At 44.9% G+C, this 18,680-nt stretch carries 8 protein-coding genes and 3 pseudogenes; 5 read left to right on the forward strand and 6 right to left on the reverse strand.

Annotation, left to right across the window (positions count from 1 at the left end):
• Positions 1-796 precede the first annotated feature (796 nt).
• Positions 797-1,039: pseudogene (locus tag AAFQ93_RS06225) on the forward strand (accessory Sec-dependent serine-rich glycoprotein adhesin); the annotation flags it as partial.
• Between the two features lie 191 nt (positions 1,040-1,230).
• Here AAFQ93_RS06225 and AAFQ93_RS06230 read toward each other — a convergent pair.
• Both AAFQ93_RS06230 and AAFQ93_RS06235 read right to left on the reverse strand, forming a co-directional pair.
• Complete coding sequence (locus AAFQ93_RS06230) at positions 1,231-1,428, reverse strand: hypothetical protein (protein WP_375554942.1); 198 nt, start codon at positions 1,426-1,428, stop codon at positions 1,231-1,233.
• An 81-nt stretch (positions 1,429-1,509) separates the two neighbouring features.
• Complete coding sequence (locus AAFQ93_RS06235) at positions 1,510-1,641, reverse strand: hypothetical protein (protein ID WP_375554943.1); 132 nt, start codon at positions 1,639-1,641, stop codon at positions 1,510-1,512.
• A 527-nt stretch (positions 1,642-2,168) separates the two neighbouring features.
• Here AAFQ93_RS06235 and AAFQ93_RS06240 point away from each other — a divergent pair.
• Both AAFQ93_RS06240 and AAFQ93_RS06245 read left to right on the forward strand, forming a co-directional pair.
• On the forward strand, positions 2,169-2,399 hold the full coding sequence (locus tag AAFQ93_RS06240; RefSeq protein ID WP_375554944.1) for a hypothetical protein: 231 nt from the start codon (positions 2,169-2,171) through the stop codon (positions 2,397-2,399).
• Between the two features lie 716 nt (positions 2,400-3,115).
• Positions 3,116-4,912 (forward strand): annotated as a pseudogene (locus AAFQ93_RS06245) (Rib/alpha-like domain-containing protein); the annotation flags it as partial.
• A gap of 869 nt (positions 4,913-5,781) precedes the next feature.
• Here AAFQ93_RS06245 and AAFQ93_RS06250 read toward each other — a convergent pair.
• Positions 5,782-6,036: a hypothetical protein gene (locus AAFQ93_RS06250; protein WP_375554945.1), complete on the reverse strand. Its 255-nt coding sequence runs from the start codon at positions 6,034-6,036 to the stop codon at positions 5,782-5,784.
• Positions 6,037-6,646: 610 nt separating this feature from the next.
• Between AAFQ93_RS06250 and AAFQ93_RS06255 the strand changes: the two are divergent.
• Positions 6,647-6,733: pseudogene (locus AAFQ93_RS06255) on the forward strand (hypothetical protein); the annotation flags it as partial.
• Positions 6,734-6,810: 77 nt separating this feature from the next.
• On the opposite strand, the gene AAFQ93_RS06260 reads toward AAFQ93_RS06255, so the two are convergent.
• The gene (locus tag AAFQ93_RS06260) at positions 6,811-16,206 is read right to left on the reverse strand and encodes a hypothetical protein (protein ID WP_375554946.1); all 9,396 of its coding nucleotides are present in this window, start codon (positions 16,204-16,206) and stop codon (positions 6,811-6,813) included.
• A 76-nt stretch (positions 16,207-16,282) separates the two neighbouring features.
• Between AAFQ93_RS06260 and AAFQ93_RS06265 the strand changes: the two genes are divergently transcribed.
• Positions 16,283-16,453, forward strand: coding sequence for an LPXTG cell wall anchor domain-containing protein (locus AAFQ93_RS06265; RefSeq protein ID WP_373093262.1), 171 nt, complete (start codon positions 16,283-16,285; stop codon positions 16,451-16,453).
• A gap of 199 nt (positions 16,454-16,652) precedes the next feature.
• On the opposite strand, the gene AAFQ93_RS06270 is transcribed toward AAFQ93_RS06265, so the two are convergent.
• Complete coding sequence (locus tag AAFQ93_RS06270) at positions 16,653-17,420, reverse strand: DeoR/GlpR family DNA-binding transcription regulator (RefSeq protein WP_000917594.1); 768 nt, start codon at positions 17,418-17,420, stop codon at positions 16,653-16,655.
• Positions 17,421-17,548: 128 nt separating this feature from the next.
• Positions 17,549-18,511, reverse strand: coding sequence for a class 1b ribonucleoside-diphosphate reductase subunit beta (gene nrdF / locus AAFQ93_RS06275; RefSeq protein ID WP_049526102.1), 963 nt, complete (start codon positions 18,509-18,511; stop codon positions 17,549-17,551).
• Between the last annotated feature and the right edge of the window lie 169 nt (positions 18,512-18,680).

Consider the following 18,680-nt stretch of genomic DNA (forward strand, 5'->3'; position numbering starts at 1 on the left):
TCAAACTCTTTTTTAGATAGGGAATTAGCAATCTAAATAATGTATTTTAAAAACTGATCAATTTTGATATAATTTATCACCAAACTAAAGGAGACGCTTATGTTTAAGGAAAAAAGTATAACGCAACGCAAGCTTTAGATCTAAGAGAGGTAGACCATCTTTATCTTGTAGAAACGAAGATTAATAAGTTTTGTTTTCGAAAAAAATTATCAATTTTGTTATATCCGTAAGAATGGCAAGAAAAAAACAAGGTCTGGTTTTGAAATCACTAAAGATGGTTCGAGATCAGCTTGAAGAACTTAGGAGTCTTATTTCAAAAAATTACCCTAATATTCAACTTGGACTGTAAAAAGAAAGCATCGGAATTTGATGCTTTTTATGTTTATGCTAATCTTATTTAATCTTTACAATCTTGCTAAATTTTTGAGGCAATTCTTAAATCTAGTGAGCAGAGTTTTCTTTTTGTTATAAAATTCAGGAATCTTCAGTACACTTAAAAAAATATGTATCCACCCTTTGAAATTTTCAAAGAAATTCCATCATTTCTATTAACTATGTATAGTGCTAATAAAAATAGAAAGCATATTTTTAACAATTTAAATAGCTCAAATTGTTAATAGGCTATCATCTCGTAAAGATAGTTTCATATTCTTTATGAAAATTAGATAGAATGACTAAATTAATAACGTTTTCTTTCTAATTTTTATCTGAAATCAATGGAAAAATTAGTTAAAAAATGGTAGAATGAAAGATAACCTCGATTTTTATAATTGAAAGAAAAACGGAAGGTGTTTACATGTTTTTTAAAAGAAATGAAGGTCAATTTAGAGAGACAGACCGTGTTACAAGATTTAAGTTAATCAAGTCTGGTAAGCATTGGTTACGTGCTTCTACTTCCCTCTTTGGTTTATTTAAAGTCATTCGTGGTGGTGTCGATACTGCTCAAGTGTCAACAGAAGTTGTTGAAGAGCGTTCTTCCACACCATTGACAGGAATCGATGTCCTTAAGGGGATAGTTGCGGCCGGTTCGGTTATCGGTGGCGGAGCAATCGTTCAAACACAGGTTCATGCCAATGAACAAACTGCTGTTGAAAAAGTCATTGAAACAGATGATACGCTCGTTGCTACAGATAAAGTTGTTCTAGGGACAGTTGGGCAAGAAGATCAAGAAACTCCAGCTTCAGATGTGACTTCTCAGTCTATTAGTGAGAGTGTTTCAGTCTCTGAAAGTCAATCGTTATCAGAGTCCTTGTCTTCATCCGTGTCTGCAAGTACATCTGCGTCAGAGTCAGCTTCAACCTCTGCCTCTATGTCAACTTCAGCATCTACCTCAGCCTCAACTTCAATTTCAACTTCAAGCAGTACTTCCGAGTCACTTACAAGATCAGAAAGCCTCTCAGAAACTGGTTCTACTAGTTCTGTTGCCACAAACTCAACAAGTAAGAGTGCTACTGATGAAACTTCTAAGGTTGAGGAAGTAGTGGCGAATAAAGATAGTGCTACAATTACCTATAAATCAACTCCAGCTAACTTGAATACTGCATCAGCAAGTGCAGGTGTTTCTGATAAAGTCAATGGCAATTCTGCTGATATGTTGACAACAGTAGCGACAGGGCTAGTAACTGCGACTGAAACTGACAAAAAACGAGCAGAGCAAGAGAAAAAACTCAAGAGTCTTTCAGATGAGATTGGAACCTATCTCGGTCGTCTGGGAAATCGTGAAGGTGCTGAAAGTGCGCTTCTAAAAGGAAGAGCTACGATTGAAGCTATTCAAAATGCTTTGACAGATCCTAACGCTGACCTTAACACCCTTATCACTGAAGCTACTAGAACACGTAATAGCGTGGTGAACATGGTCCTTCGTGCTAGTTCTGGGGCGCGTGACTACCGTAATGGTCAAGCTTTGACTTCTTCAAATGACTTTCGTATTCCATTCAATACGAACGCTTCTTTAGGAAATGCGATTTACAACCCAAGAGCTAAGTTGGTTGTAACCAATAAAAACCAAGCAAACTACTTTAAAACATCAGGGAATGCAAACCTGAGTGATGGTATGGTAACCTTAACACAAAACGCTGGTGGTCAAGCTGGATCTTATACATTGAAAACTAAGATTGATATGACTGAGAGCTTCACCCTAACAGGTAAGATCAATCTTGGAGATTCTTATGAAGGTCATGCTAATGGTCACGCTGGTGGTGATGGGATTGCGGCGGTGTTTTCAACTGCCGAACCTGGTGTCATCGGTAATGGTGGTAAAAAACATAATGGTGCTGGTGGCTCTCTCGGTATGGGAGGAGACAACCTCAAGGGTTCCTTTGGTTTTAAGCTTGATACCTATCACAATACTCAAAGAACTAATCCTATTGATAAAACATCTTCCGATCCCGGAAGTGTAAGTGGTGGTGGCGCCTTTGGTGGTTTTATCTATAACTATAATGGTAACCATGCTGGGGCACGAGGAACCGTCTATCCAGTAATACGTACATTTTCAAAATTGAATCAAAATCCAGAGGATAATTCTCTGAAAGATTACCAAGTTTCCTACGACGGTAGAACGAAAGAAATGACGGTTACCTACAATGGTCAAACTTGGTCTATGAACTTGCAATCAGACAAACTGGCACTGATGAGTGATGCGAATGTATGGGGAAATCCAGATACTAACATACTTAAGTACCAAAATAGTTTCAATAGTTTATTATCAAACGCTGGATATCCTGAAGAGCTAGCCTTGGCTATTTTTGCTTCTACAGGCGGTGCATACAACTTGCAACAGTTTAGACTAGAAAGATTTGAATACTCTGCTCGTGGTGCCTATGTCACAGTTAATTTCATCGATGCAGATACTGGAGAGGAAATCCCTGGTAAGGATGAGGTGTTTATCCAACAACTTCCAGGAACAACTGTAGATCTTTCACAATATTTGAACATTGATGGTTATCAGTTGAAGGCAACTAACGTTGCTACTGCCAAAGGATACGTTTCGGGCAATACTGTTAGAGTTCTTGAAGGAAAACAAGGAATTACCTATGCCTTCCATAAAATCAGACAAAATGAACTTTATAATGCAACTGCAAAGGTTCCAACTGTCTACGCTGTTCAGGGGGAAACTACCGCAGATCTTGCTAATGCAAATAATTTTGTGACTATCGATCCAGTTGATAGCTCAACACCAGCTGTAACTGGACATAGGATTTCTTGGCTAACACCAATCTCTACTAGTACAACTGGGGCACAAACAGCTCAAGCACGTGTTACCTACTCTGATAACTCAACTTCGGATGTAACCATCAACTATACGGTCTATCCGAAAGTTGAAGCCAAAACCTACAATGGTGTGACAGGTAAGTTCTATGCCTTCAAGTCAAACCTACCTAATGATAAAGTTACTGGAGGGGGCTGGGCCAACAACATCGGTGGTACGATTGAACAGTATACAAACCTAGGAGATTCAGCATTAGCTGGTACTAAATGGTCCTATAAGTATAAAATCAATAACCAAGGTGCTGAGATTGTTACTCCTGTCGGCACACAACGTTTCCAAGAAGTGTGGAACACTACTGGTTCAGATGCCAAGAGCCATAGTACGACCTATACTGTAGTTGCTACTTATCCAAATGGGCGTTATGGCACCGTATCTGCTAGCAACCCAGCCTTGACAAGTGAGACCAGTTTTGACTATACAGTAGTTGACCCAGTGGCTAAGCAAGATTATGTGACAACTGCGGGGGATAAGACACCACTAGCTGATATCATTGCAAATCCGGGAAATACACTGAAGAATTCAACTACTAATGTTACTTTCCCTGCTGGTACAACCTATAGTTGGGATCAAACTCCTGATGATGCTACAGTAGCAAATCCAGGATTTTACACTAGAAATGTGAGAATCACACTTCCACAAGGTTCATACAGTGGAGCTTTGGGAAATAACAGACCAGTTCCAGTAATTATCAAGGTCAATCCTCAAGCACCACAAATCGCAGATGATCAGGTAACTAACACAGGTGGTCTTCCAAATAAAGGAATCACAGTTACAAATGTGACGCCAGGAGCCCTTGTTACCATGACATTAAATGGACATACATTCCCTAAGACAGCGGGGAATAATGACACAAGCGTAACCTTTACTGCGACAGATTTGAAGGCTGCCTATGATGGAAATAACGGTCTCCTTCCAGCAGGTAACGTAACGGTTAAACAAAGTAAGGTTTTCCAAAATCCAGGTACCAGTGTAAATGAAACCTTGGAGTCAACTACAGCGACTAAAACTATTACCAATGAAACCGAAAGACCGGCTATTAGTTATAGTGTCGAGGTTAAAAATGCACAAGGTACTTGGACTACAGTTTCTAAAAAGACAATTATCCAAGGAAAACCAGCTGGATATGAAATCTTTGCAGGTGATGATTATCGTGTAGTTGCTACTTCTAAGGATAATAGCGGAAAGATTAACAAGTTTGAGGTTTCTGATAACAGATCACCACAGACAAACTTTATTGATTCAAACTATGCATCGGGTGGTACTATAAATAGTATAGGAACTACTACTGTAGCTACCGACGCAAGTCCTGCGAAGATTGAAATTACTGGTAAATATAATGACACCAGAACTTGGTCATCAAGTAATTTTTGGACACGTAAATTCATTTCCAGAGATCTGAGTGGTAATGAGCTAGAATCAGAAACATTCATTGTCGCACAAGGGAAATTGAGTGATAAATTCCCAGGAGCTCAACCTACTAACGCCATTGCAGTTGCCAATCCAAATGCGTTGACAAATGATGAACGCACCAAGATTCTTGATGCAGTGAAAACTGCAAACCCTCAGGTAGCCAACCGCATTAGCGATTATAGTATTGCTACCGATGGTACTGTAACGATTACCTACAAAGATGGCACAACGAATACTGTTGCACCAAAAGTGAAGTATGGAGTTGAGAAAGTAGCGGATACTTTCTATGCTGTTAGCAATGAAACTTTAGCAAACCTCACCCCAGCAAACTTTGTACGTGCAGTTGGGGCTCAACCTCTTCCTACAGGAACTACGGTCAGCTGGAAGAAGGCACCGACATTTGAAGCTGGAGACCATAATGGCAGCGGTGCAGCTGTATTGACTGTCACTCATCCAGATGGTTCTACAACGGATCTATCCTATAACTACAAAGTTTATCCAAAAGTTGAAACCAAAACTCACAATGGTGTGACAGGTAAGTTCTATGCCTTCAAGTCAGATCTCCCTGGTGATAAAGTTACTGGAGGAGACTGGGCGAATAATATTGGTGGAACAATCCAACAATATACAAACCTAGGAGACACAGGTTTATCTGGAATAGCAAAATGGTCTTATAAGTATAGAGTCAATAACCAAGGAACTGAGATTGTTACTCCTGTTGGCACACAGCTTTTCCATGATGTATGGAATACGACTGGCTCAGATGCCAAGAGTCACAGTACAACCTATACAGTCATTGCTTCTTATCCAAACGGTCGTTTTGGTACGGTATCTTCTAGCAATCCAGCCTTGACAAGTGAGACAAGCTTTGACTATACAGTCGTTGATCCTGTAGCTAAACAAGATTATGTGACAACGGTAGGTGATAAGACACCATTAGCTGATATCATTGCTAATCCAGGAAACGCACTGAAGAATTCAAATTCTGATATTGCTTTCCCATCAGGAACTACATTTAGTTGGGTTGTGGCTCCTGATGACGCTATGTTGGCAAACCCTGGGGTTTATACGAAAAAAGTTACAGTCACTCTACCGCAGGGATCCTATGGTGGAGCTCCTGGTAATAGTAGAACAGTCGATGTGACTATTAAGGTAAATCCGCAAGCCCCAGCTATTTCAGTTGGTTCTACAAATGAAACAGGTGGTTTGCCACAACGTTCGATCGTTGTTACGAATGTCACACCTGGAGCTCTTGTAACCTTGACTTTAGCTGGACATACCTTCCAGAAGACAGCTAAGGACAATGAAACAAGCGTAACCTTTGAACCTGCAAAACTGCAAGACGCATACGACGGCAATAACGGTCTTCTTCCAACAGGCGATGTAACTGTTAAGCAAGAGAAGACAGTCAGTCTACCGGGTGGTGGAACTGAAACCTTGACTTCAGCTACAACGACGAAGACGATTACCAAGGAAACTGAAAGTCCAGAAGCTACTTTTGAACTTTATGTCAAGAACGATAAGACTGGCCTATGGGAAAAACAATCGATTAAGAATAATGTTCGTCCAGGAGTTAGTGGTTACGAAGTCTTCGCAGGAGACCAGGTTAAAGTTGTCTTAACTGCTAAAGATAATAGTGGTAAGATTAAAACTCTGAAATTAAATGATGGAACTTCTGATAAAGATCGCATTTTCCAAGATGGTTATTCTTCAGATGATGCTGCACCAGGAATTAAGGATACTCCTACTGAAGCTTCAGCAACTAATCCGAAAGTCCTAGAGTACACTGCTACTTATGGAGAAAATGTACAGTATGCAGATGGTAATAAATGGACCCGTGGAACTAGTGCTATAGATTTATCAAATAATACAGGTAGAGCCACAGCTGTAGTAGCACAAGGGAAACTGAATGAAAAATTCCCAGGTATTAAACCAAGCAGTGCTATCCAAGTTTCTAATCTAACTTCATTGACTCGAAAAGACCTTGATAAGATTCTTGAAGCGGTGAAGACGTCTAACCCTGCAACAGATTTCCGTATTAAATCGTACGATATTGATAGCAATGGAACTGTAACGATTACCTACAAAGACGGAACACAAAACACAGTAACTCCAGATTTGTCGGATTCAGATCACAAGTCAGAATCAGCAAGTACGTCAGCGTCAACGAGTGCAAGTACATCTGCATCAGAGTCAGCTTCGACGAGTGCATCGGCCTCAACGAGTGCAAGTACATCTGATTCAACAAGTGCAAGTACATCGGCTTCAACAAGTGCAAGTACGTCAGCCTCAACAAGTGCAAGTACATCTGCTAGCACGTCAGCCTCAACAAGCGCAAGTACGTCCGCAAGTACATCCGCTTCAACAAGTGCAAGCACGTCAGCAAGTACATCTGCATCAACAAGTGCAAGTACGTCCGCAAGTACATCCGCTTCAACAAGCGCAAGCACATCGGCTAGCACATCCGCTTCAACAAGCGCAAGCACATCAGCAAGTACATCTGCATCAACGAGCGCAAGTACATCTGCATCAACAAGTGCAAGTACGTCAGCAAGTACATCCGCTTCAACAAGCGCAAGCACATCAGCAAGTACATCTGCATCAACGAGCGCAAGTACGTCAGCAAGTACATCTGCATCAACGAGCGCAAGTACATCTGCTTCAACAAGTGCAAGTACGTCAGCAAGTACATCCGCTTCAACAAGCGCAAGCACATCAGCAAGTACATCTGCATCAACAAGCGCAAGTACGTCAGCAAGTACATCTGCTTCAACAAGTGCAAGTACGTCGGCTAGCACGTCAGCTTCAACAAGTGCAAGTACGTCGGCTTCAACAAGCGCAAGTACATCCGCTTCAACAAGCGCAAGCACATCAGCAAGTACATCTGCATCAACGAGCGCAAGTACGTCAGCAAGTACATCTGCATCAACAAGTGCAAGCACATCAGCAAGTACATCTGCATCAACAAGCGCAAGTACGTCAGCAAGTACATCTGCTTCAACAAGTGCAAGCACGTCAGCAAGTACCTCAGCTTCAACGAGCGCAAGTACATCTGCTAGCACGTCCGCATCAACAAGCGCAAGCACATCAGCAAGTACATCAGCTTCAACCAGCGCAAGCACATCGGCTAGCACGTCCGCTTCAACCAGCGCAAGTACATCAGCAAGTACATCAGCCTCAACAAGTGCAAGTACATCAGCAAGCACGTCAGCAAGCACATCAGCAAGTACATCCGCTTCAACAAGTGCAAGTACGTCAGCAAGTACATCTGCATCAACGAGCGCAAGTACATCAGCCTCAACAAGTGCAAGCACATCGGCTAGCACATCAGCAAGTACATCGGCATCAACAAGTGCAAGCACGTCAGCAAGTACATCTGCATCAACGAGCGCAAGTACGTCAGCAAGTACATCCGCTTCAACCAGCGCAAGCACATCAGCAAGTACGTCCGCCTCAACAAGCGCAAGCACGTCAGCAAGTACATCTGCATCAACGAGCGCAAGTACGTCAGCAAGTACATCGGCTTCAACAAGTGCAAGTACGTCAGCCTCAACAAGTGCAAGTACATCTGCTAGCACGTCAGCCTCAACAAGCGCAAGTACGTCAGCAAGTACATCCGCTTCAACAAGTGCAAGTACATCTGCTAGCACGTCAGCCTCAACAAGCGCAAGTACGTCAGCAAGTACATCCGCTTCAACAAGTGCAAGCACGTCAGCAAGTACATCTGCATCAACAAGTGCAAGTACGTCCGCAAGTACATCCGCTTCAACAAGCGCAAGCACATCGGCTAGCACGTCCGCTTCAACAAGCGCAAGTACGTCAGCAAGTACGTCAGCCTCAACAAGTGCAAGTACGTCAGCAAGTACATCCGCTTCAACAAGCGCAAGCACATCAGCAAGTACATCTGCATCAACGAGCGCAAGTACATCTGCATCAACAAGTGCAAGCACATCAGCAAGTACATCTGCATCAACAAGCGCAAGTACGTCAGCAAGTACATCTGCATCAACAAGTGCAAGCACGTCAGCAAGTACCTCAGCTTCAACGAGCGCAAGTACATCTGCTAGCACGTCCGCTTCAACAAGCGCAAGTACATCAGCAAGTACATCAGCCTCAACAAGTGCAAGTACATCAGCAAGCACGTCAGCAAGCACATCAGCAAGTACATCTGCTTCAACAAGTGCAAGCACGTCAGCAAGTACCTCAGCTTCAACGAGCGCAAGTACATCTGCTAGCACGTCCGCTTCAACAAGCGCAAGTACATCAGCAAGTACCTCAGCCTCAACAAGTGCAAGTACATCAGCAAGCACGTCAGCAAGCACATCAGCAAGTACATCCGCTTCAACAAGTGCAAGTACGTCAGCAAGTACATCTGCATCAACGAGCGCAAGTACATCAGCCTCAACAAGTGCAAGCACATCGGCTAGCACATCAGCAAGTACATCGGCATCAACAAGTGCAAGCACGTCAGCAAGTACATCTGCATCAACGAGCGCAAGTACGTCAGCAAGTACATCCGCTTCAACCAGCGCAAGCACATCAGCAAGTACGTCCGCCTCAACCAGCGCAAGCACGTCCGCTTCAACAAGTGCAAGTACCTCAGCATCAACGAGCGCAAGCACGTCAGCAAGTACGTCGGCTTCAACAAGTGCAAGCACCTCAGCAAGTACGTCAGCCTCAACAAGTGCAAGCACGTCAGCAAGTACATCGGCTTCAACAAGTGCAAGTACGTCAGCCTCAACAAGTGCAAGTACATCTGCTAGCACGTCAGCCTCAACAAGCGCAAGTACGTCAGCAAGTACATCCGCTTCAACAAGTGCAAGCACGTCAGCAAGTACATCTGCATCAACAAGTGCAAGTACGTCCGCAAGTACATCCGCTTCAACAAGCGCAAGCACATCGGCTAGCACATCCGCTTCAACCAGCGCAAGCACATCAGCAAGTACATCTGCATCAACGAGCGCAAGTACATCTGCATCAACAAGTGCAAGTACGTCAGCAAGTACATCCGCTTCAACAAGCGCAAGCACATCAGCAAGTACATCTGCATCAACAAGCGCAAGTACGTCAGCAAGTACATCTGCATCAACAAGTGCAAGTACGTCGGCTAGCACGTCAGCTTCAACAAGTGCAAGTACGTCGGCTTCAACAAGCGCAAGTACATCCGCTTCAACAAGCGCAAGTACATCCGCTTCAACAAGCGCAAGCACATCAGCAAGTACATCTGCATCAACGAGCGCAAGTACGTCAGCAAGTACATCTGCATCAACAAGTGCAAGCACATCAGCAAGTACATCTGCATCAACAAGCGCAAGTACGTCAGCAAGTACATCTGCTTCAACAAGTGCAAGCACGTCAGCAAGTACCTCAGCTTCAACGAGCGCAAGTACATCTGCTAGCACGTCCGCATCAACAAGCGCAAGCACATCAGCAAGTACATCAGCTTCAACCAGCGCAAGCACATCGGCTAGCACGTCCGCTTCAACAAGCGCAAGTACATCAGCAAGTACATCAGCCTCAACAAGTGCAAGCACGTCAGCATCAACAAGCGCAAGCACATCAGCAAGTACATCCGCTTCAACAAGTGCAAGCACGTCAGCAAGTACGTCAGCATCAACGAGCGCAAGTACTTCAGCAAGTACATCCGCCTCAACAAGCGCAAGCACATCGGCTAGCACATCCGCTTCAACAAGCGCAAGCACATCAGCAAGTACATCTGCATCAACGAGCGCAAGTACATCTGCATCAACAAGTGCAAGTACGTCAGCAAGTACATCCGCTTCAACAAGCGCAAGCACATCAGCAAGTACATCTGCATCAACAAGCGCAAGTACGTCAGCAAGTACATCTGCATCAACAAGTGCAAGTACGTCGGCTAGCACGTCAGCTTCAACAAGTGCAAGTACGTCGGCTTCAACAAGCGCAAGTACATCCGCTTCAACAAGCGCAAGCACATCAGCAAGTACATCTGCATCAACGAGCGCAAGTACGTCAGCAAGTACATCTGCATCAACAAGTGCAAGCACATCAGCAAGTACATCTGCATCAACAAGCGCAAGTACGTCAGCAAGTACATCTGCTTCAACAAGTGCAAGCACGTCAGCAAGTACCTCAGCTTCAACGAGCGCAAGTACATCTGCTAGCACGTCCGCATCAACAAGCGCAAGCACATCAGCAAGTACATCAGCTTCAACCAGCGCAAGCACATCGGCTAGCACGTCCGCTTCAACAAGCGCAAGTACATCAGCAAGTACATCAGCCTCAACAAGTGCAAGTACATCAGCAAGCACGTCAGCAAGCACATCAGCAAGTACATCCGCTTCAACAAGTGCAAGTACGTCAGCAAGTACATCTGCATCAACGAGCGCAAGTACGTCAGCAAGTACATCCGCTTCAACCAGCGCAAGCACATCAGCAAGTACGTCCGCCTCAACAAGCGCAAGCACGTCCGCTTCAACAAGTGCAAGTACCTCAGCATCAACGAGCGCAAGCACGTCAGCAAGTACGTCGGCTTCAACAAGTGCAAGCACCTCAGCAAGTACGTCCGCTTCAACAAGTGCAAGCACATCGGCTAGCACGTCAGCCTCAACGAGCGCAAGTACCTCAGCAAGCACATCAGCATCAACAAGCGCAAGTACGTCAGCAAGTACGTCAGCCTCAACAAGTGCAAGCACGTCAGCAAGTACATCGGCTTCAACAAGTGCAAGCACGTCAGCAAGTACGTCAGCCTCAACAAGTGCAAGCACATCGGCTAGCACGTCAGCCTCAACAAGTGCAAGCACGTCAGCATCAACAAGCGCAAGCACATCAGCAAGTACATCCGCTTCAACAAGTGCAAGCACGTCAGCAAGTACGTCAGCATCAACGAGCGCAAGTACTTCAGCAAGTACATCCGCCTCAACAAGCGCAAGCACATCGGCTAGCACATCCGCTTCAACAAGCGCAAGCACATCAGCAAGTACATCTGCATCAACGAGCGCAAGTACATCTGCATCAACAAGTGCAAGTACGTCAGCAAGTACATCCGCTTCAACAAGCGCAAGCACATCAGCAAGTACATCTGCATCAACAAGCGCAAGTACGTCAGCAAGTACATCTGCATCAACAAGTGCAAGTACGTCGGCTAGCACGTCAGCTTCAACAAGTGCAAGTACGTCGGCTTCAACAAGCGCAAGTACATCCGCTTCAACAAGCGCAAGCACATCAGCAAGTACATCTGCATCAACGAGCGCAAGTACGTCAGCAAGTACATCTGCATCAACAAGTGCAAGCACATCAGCAAGTACATCTGCATCAACAAGCGCAAGTACGTCAGCAAGTACATCTGCTTCAACAAGTGCAAGCACGTCAGCAAGTACCTCAGCTTCAACGAGCGCAAGTACATCTGCTAGCACGTCCGCATCAACAAGCGCAAGCACATCAGCAAGTACATCAGCTTCAACCAGCGCAAGCACATCGGCTAGCACGTCCGCTTCAACAAGCGCAAGTACATCAGCAAGTACATCAGCCTCAACAAGTGCAAGTACATCAGCAAGCACGTCAGCAAGCACATCAGCAAGTACATCCGCTTCAACAAGTGCAAGTACGTCAGCAAGTACATCTGCATCAACGAGCGCAAGTACGTCAGCAAGTACATCCGCTTCAACCAGCGCAAGCACATCAGCAAGTACGTCCGCCTCAACAAGCGCAAGCACGTCCGCTTCAACAAGTGCAAGTACCTCAGCATCAACGAGCGCAAGCACGTCAGCAAGTACGTCGGCTTCAACAAGTGCAAGCACCTCAGCAAGTACGTCCGCTTCAACAAGTGCAAGCACATCGGCTAGCACGTCAGCCTCAACGAGCGCAAGTACCTCAGCAAGCACATCAGCATCAACAAGCGCAAGTACGTCAGCAAGTACGTCAGCCTCAACAAGTGCAAGCACGTCAGCAAGTACATCGGCTTCAACAAGTGCAAGCACGTCAGCAAGTACGTCAGCCTCAACAAGTGCAAGCACATCGGCTAGCACGTCAGCCTCAACAAGTGCAAGCACGTCAGCAAGTACGTCAGCCTCAACAAGTGCAAGCACATCGGCTAGCACGTCAGCCTCAACAAGTGCAAGCACGTCAGCATCAACAAGCGCAAGCACATCAGCAAGTACATCCGCTTCAACAAGTGCAAGCACGTCAGCAAGTACGTCAGCATCAACGAGCGCAAGTACTTCAGCAAGTACATCCGCCTCAACAAGTGCAAGCACATCGGCTAGCACGTCAGCTTCAACAAGCGCAAGTACGTCAACCTCAACAAGTGCAAGTACATCGGCTTCAACAAGTGCAAGCACGTCAGCAAGTACATCGGCTTCAACAAGTGCAAGCACCTCAGCAAGTACGTCCGCTTCAACAAGTGCAAGTACATCAGCCTCAACGAGCGCAAGCACATCCGCTTCAACAAGTGCAAGTACGTCAGCCTCAACGAGCGCAAGCACATCAGCAAGTACAAGTACATCTGCTAGCACGTCAGCATCAACAAGCGCAAGTACATCCGCCTCAACAAGTGCAAGCACATCAGCAAGCACGTCAGCATCAACAAGTGCAAGCACATCAGCTTCAACAAGCGCAAGTACATCAGCAAGTACATCGGCTTTAACAAGTGCAAGCACGTCAGCAAGTACGTCAGCCTCAACAAGTGCAAGTACGTCAGCAAGTACATCCGCTTCAACAAGTGCAAGCACCTCAGCAAGCACGTCAGCCTCAACAAGCGCAAGCACGTCAGCCTCAACAAGTGCAAGCACATCAGCCTCAACGAGCGCAAGCACATCTGCTAGCACGTCAGCCTCAACAAGTGCAAGCACATCAGCCTCAACGAGCGCAAGTACATCAGCAAGCACATCTGCTTCAACAAGTGCAAGTACGTCAGCCTCAACGAGCGCAAGCACATCAGCAAGTACGTCAGCCTCAACAAGTGCAAGTACATCTGCTAGCACGTCAGCCTCAACAAGCGCAAGTATGTCAGCAAGTACATCGGCTTCAACAAGTGCAAGCACATCAGCAAGCACGTCAGCAAGTACGTCAGCCTCAACGAGCGCAAGCACATCAGCAAGTACATCGGCTTCAACAAGTGCAAGCACGTCAGCAAGTACATCGGCTTCAACAAGTGCAAGCACATCAGCAAGTACATCGGCTTCAACAAGTGCAAGCACATCAGCAAGCACGTCAGCCTCAACAAGTGCAAGTACATCAACCTCAACGAGCGCAAGTACATCAGCAAGCACATCGGCTTCAACAAGTGCAAGTACGTCAGCCTCAACGAGCGCAAGCACATCGGCTTCAACAAGTGCAAGTACGTCAGCATCAACAAGTGCAAGCACATCGGCTAGCACGTCAGCCTCAACAAGTGCAAGTACGTCAGCAAGTACATCAGCCTCAACAAGTGCAAGCACGTCAGCAAGCACATCAGCCTCAACGAGCGCAAGTACCTCAGCAAGTACGTCAGCCTCAACAAGTGCAAGCACGTCAGCAAGTACATCGGCTTCAACAAGTGCAAGTACGTCAGCCTCAACAAGTGCAAGTACATCTGCTAGCACGTCAGCCTCAACAAGCGCAAGTACGTCAGCAAGTACATCCGCTTCAACAAGTGCAAGCACATCAGCAAGCACGTCAGCATCAACAAGCGTAAGCACGTCAGCTTCAACAAGCGCAAGCACATCAGCAAGTACATCCGCTTCAACAAGTGCAAGCACGTCAGCAAGTACGTCAGCAAGTACGTCGGCATCAACAAGTGCAAGTACGTCAGCCTCAACGAGCGCAAGTACATCAGCAAGTACATCCGCATCAACAAGTGCAAGCACATCGGCAAGTACATCCGCATCAACAAGTGCAAGCACGTCAGCAAGTACATCGGCTTCAACAAGTGCAAGTACATCAGCAAGCACATCAGCTTCAACAAGCGCAAGTACATCGGCTAGCACGTCAGCAAGTACATCAGCATCAACAAGTGCAAGCACGTCAGCAAGTACGTCCGCTTCAACAAGTGCAAGCACGTCAGCAAGTACATCGGCTAGCACGTCAGCAAGTACATCAGCATCAACAAGTGCAAGCACGTCAGCAAGTACGTCCGCTTCAACAAGTGCAAGCACGTCAGCAAGTACATCGGCTTCAACAAGTGCAAGCACCTCAGCATCAACGAGCGCTAGCACGTCAGCAAGTACGTCGGCATCAACAAGTGCAAGCACTTCAGCAAGCACGTCAGCCTCAACAAGTGCAAGTACGTCAGCAAGTACATCCGCTTCAACAAGTGCAAGTACATCTGCTAGCACGTCAGCCTCAACAAGCGCAAGTACATCTGCTAGCACGTCAGCCTCAACAAGCGCAAGCACGTCAGCAAGTACATCCGCTTCAACAAGTGCAAGTACCTCAGCAAGTACATCTGCATCAACAAGTGCAAGCACGTCAGCAAGTACGTCAGCTTCAACAAGTGCAAGCACATCGGCAAGTACGTCAGCCTCAACAAGTGCAAGTACCTCAGCAAGTACATCGGCATCAACAAGTGCAAGCACATCAGCAAGTACGTCAGCAAGTACGTCGGCCTCAACAAGCGCAAGCACTTCAGCAAGTACATCGGCATCAACAAGTGCAAGCACGTCAGCAAGTACATCCGCTTCAACAAGCGCAAGCACGTCAGCAAGTACGTCAGCCTCAACAAGTGCAAGCACGTCAGCAAGTACATCCGCATCAACAAGTGCAAGCACCTCAGCAAGTACATCCGCATCAACAAGCGCAAGCACGTCAGCAAGTACGTCGGCCTCAACAAGCGCAAGCACGTCAGCAAGTACGTCAGCCTCAACAAGTGCAAGCACGTCAGCAAGTACATCCGCTTCAACAAGCGCAAGCACGTCAGCAAGTACATCCGCTTCAACAAGTGCAAGCACGTCAGCAAGTACGTCAGCATCAACAAGTGCAAGCACGTCAGCAAGTACGTCAGCATCAACAAGCGCAAGCACGTCAGCAAGTACGTCAGCATCAACAAGCGCAAGCACGTCAGCAAGTACATCTGCTAGCACGTCGGCATCAACAAGTGCAAGCACGTCAGCAAGTACATCGGCATCAACAAGTGCAAGCACATCGGCTTCAACAAGTGCAAGCACATCGGCTAGCACGTCCGCTTCAACAAGCGCAAGTACATCAGCAAGTACGTCCGCAAGTACGTCCGCAAGTACGTCGGCTTCAACAAGCGCAAGTACATCAGCAAGTACGTCAGCATCAACAAGTGCAAGCACATCGGCTAGCACGTCAGCTTCAACAAGCGCAAGTACATCAGCAAGCACATCGGCATCAACAAGTGCAAGCACGTCAGCAAGTACATCCGCTTCAACGAGCGCAAGTACGTCGGCATCAACAAGCGCAAGCACGTCAGCAAGCACATCGGCATCAACAAGTGCAAGCACGTCAGCAAGTACATCCGCATCAACAAGCGCAAGCACATCAGCAAGTACGTCAGCATCAACAAGTGCAAGCACGTCAGCAAGTACGTCAGCATCAACAAGTGCAAGCACGTCAGCAAGTACGTCAGCATCAACGAGCGCAAGCAGATCAGCATCTGAATCAGCATCAACATCAACAAGTGCGTCTATGATTCATTCAACAAGTCTAGCTCCTCAAACTGATACCACTAAGGCCCGTAAGCAATTACCAAATACAGGTGAAACTGCTTCAGCTGCAAATGCTCTCCTTGGAGTTGTAGCAGGTCTAACTGGATTAGGATTAGTGGCTAAACGTCGTAAGCGTGATGATGAAGAATAAATCTTCTAACGATTCTATTAGTTGATTATTCCAATCAAAAAACCTGAAAGGTATATCTTTCAGGTTTTTTTAGTTCTATAATATTTGTGTTTGGTAAATATCTATAAACATTTCGGGAACTTTTTATAATTTTTGCAAAATAAAAAAACTAGCCATGGAATTAGTAGTAGCTACTAAATTCTATGACTAGTTGTAGAGTTTAAGGTTTTGACTTGATAATTTTAGTTTGTTTAGACAGTGATTGGAGTGTTTGGTCACTTAATTTTGAATCAGTGATAATGGTGTCGATATCTGAGATATTGTAAAATGTGAAGAAATCAAATTTATCAAATTTGCTATGGTCAGCTAGGAGATATTTTTTATTGGCGTTTTCTAGTGCTAATTTCTGTGCTTCACCTTCGTCTTCACTAAAAGTAGCGATAGCATGATCCTTGATACCATTACAACTAACGAAGGCTTTTGAAAATTGCAAACTAGCGATATCTTGAAGAGTGAGAGTACCGACAAAAGCTCCTGTAATTGAACGATAATTACCACCGATTAGAATGAGATCAGTTAGCTTACGCTCGTTTAGAATGAGAAATACAGGCAAACTATTGGTAACAACTCGAATGTTATCGATAGGAAGCTCACGCGCAAAGAATTCTAATGTGGTACCTGGACCAATAAAAATAGTTTCTCTTTCTTCAACTAAGTGACCTGCAAAGCGAGCAATTTCTTGTTTTTCTGCTGTTTGTAGTCCTTGTTTTTCAACGTTAGAACGCTCATTATTTAATAAGGAACCTGTTCGAAGTTTTTCAGCACCGCCATGAACTCGAACCAGCAAATCCTTATCTGCTAACTCTTGTAAATATCGTCTAGCTGTCATATCGGAAATATCAAGGCGATTCATAATCTCTTTAACAGTGATAGTTCCTTTTGTATTTACAATTTCTAAAATAGTATCTAATTTTTCTTGCTTCAGCATTGAACCACCCCCAAATCTAATATTATTTTATCATATTTTAAACAGCTAAGCAACTTAAAGAAAACAAAAATAAACAAAAAAAAACATCTAGTTTGTAAATAAACTTAGATGTTTTTTTAGGTTAGGTATTAATTTAGTCCATAGTTATAGTCATCATCCTGCATAGCTTCAACTTCACCAAGTAGATAGCCATTACCAACTTGAGAGAAGAAGTCGTGGTTTGATGTACCAGTTGAAATCCCATTCATAACGATCGGGTTGACATCGTCAGCTGAATCAGGGAAGAGAGGATCTTGCCCCAAGTTCATAAGGGCTTTATTTGCATTGTAGCGAAGGAAGGTTTTAACCTCTTCAGTCCATCCGACTTCGTCATAGAGGCTCTCTGTGTAGCCTTCTTCATTCTCATAAAGAGTATAGAGAAGGTCGTACATCCATTCTTTGAGTTTTTCTTGTTCGTCTTCAGGTAATTCGTTGAAACCTAGCTGGAACTTGTAGCCGATGTAGGTTCCATGAACTGACTCGTCACGAATGATCAACTTGATGATCTCAGCTACGTTGGCCAACTTGTTGTTTCCAAGATAGTAGAGTGGTGTGAAGAAACCAGAGTAGAAAAGGAAGGTTTCAAGGAAAACACTAGCTACTTTCTTTTCAAGAGGAGTTCCGTTTAGGTAGATTTCATTGATAATCTCAGCTTTTTTCTGAAGATATGGATTAGTGTTGGTCCATTCGAAAATCTCTTCGATTTCTGACTTGGTATTCAATGTAGAAAAGATAGAAGAGTAAGATTTGGCATGGACAGATTCCATAAATTGGATATTGTTAAAAACAGCTTCCTCGTGAGGGGTACGAATATCAGCACGAAGGGCTTGAACACCAGTTTCTGATTGCATGGTATCAAGAAGGGTCAAACCTCCAAAAACTTTACCAACAAGGTCTTTTTCCTTATTAGAAAGCTTTCTCCAGTCGTCTAGGTCATTTGACAAAGGGATACGCGTATCAAGCCAGAACTGCTCAGTCAGCTTTTCCCAGGTTGATTTGTCAATGACATCTTCGATGGCATTCCAGTTAATAGCTTTGTAGTAAGTTTTCATTTGAAATCTCTTTCTGTGTGTAGTAATGCGATAACATAATCACTCTTATTTTATCATAATTCTATGCTAGAATCGAACAAAAAGTCGGAAGCCCGACTTTTATGTTCTTACATGATTTTATCAGCAAAATACGTTTAATGGATTAAGTAAATGTAATTTTTTTGAGAGT

This window comes from Streptococcus nidrosiense (assembly GCF_042140045.1).
GTDB classification, from domain to species: domain Bacteria; phylum Bacillota; class Bacilli; order Lactobacillales; family Streptococcaceae; genus Streptococcus; species Streptococcus nidrosiense.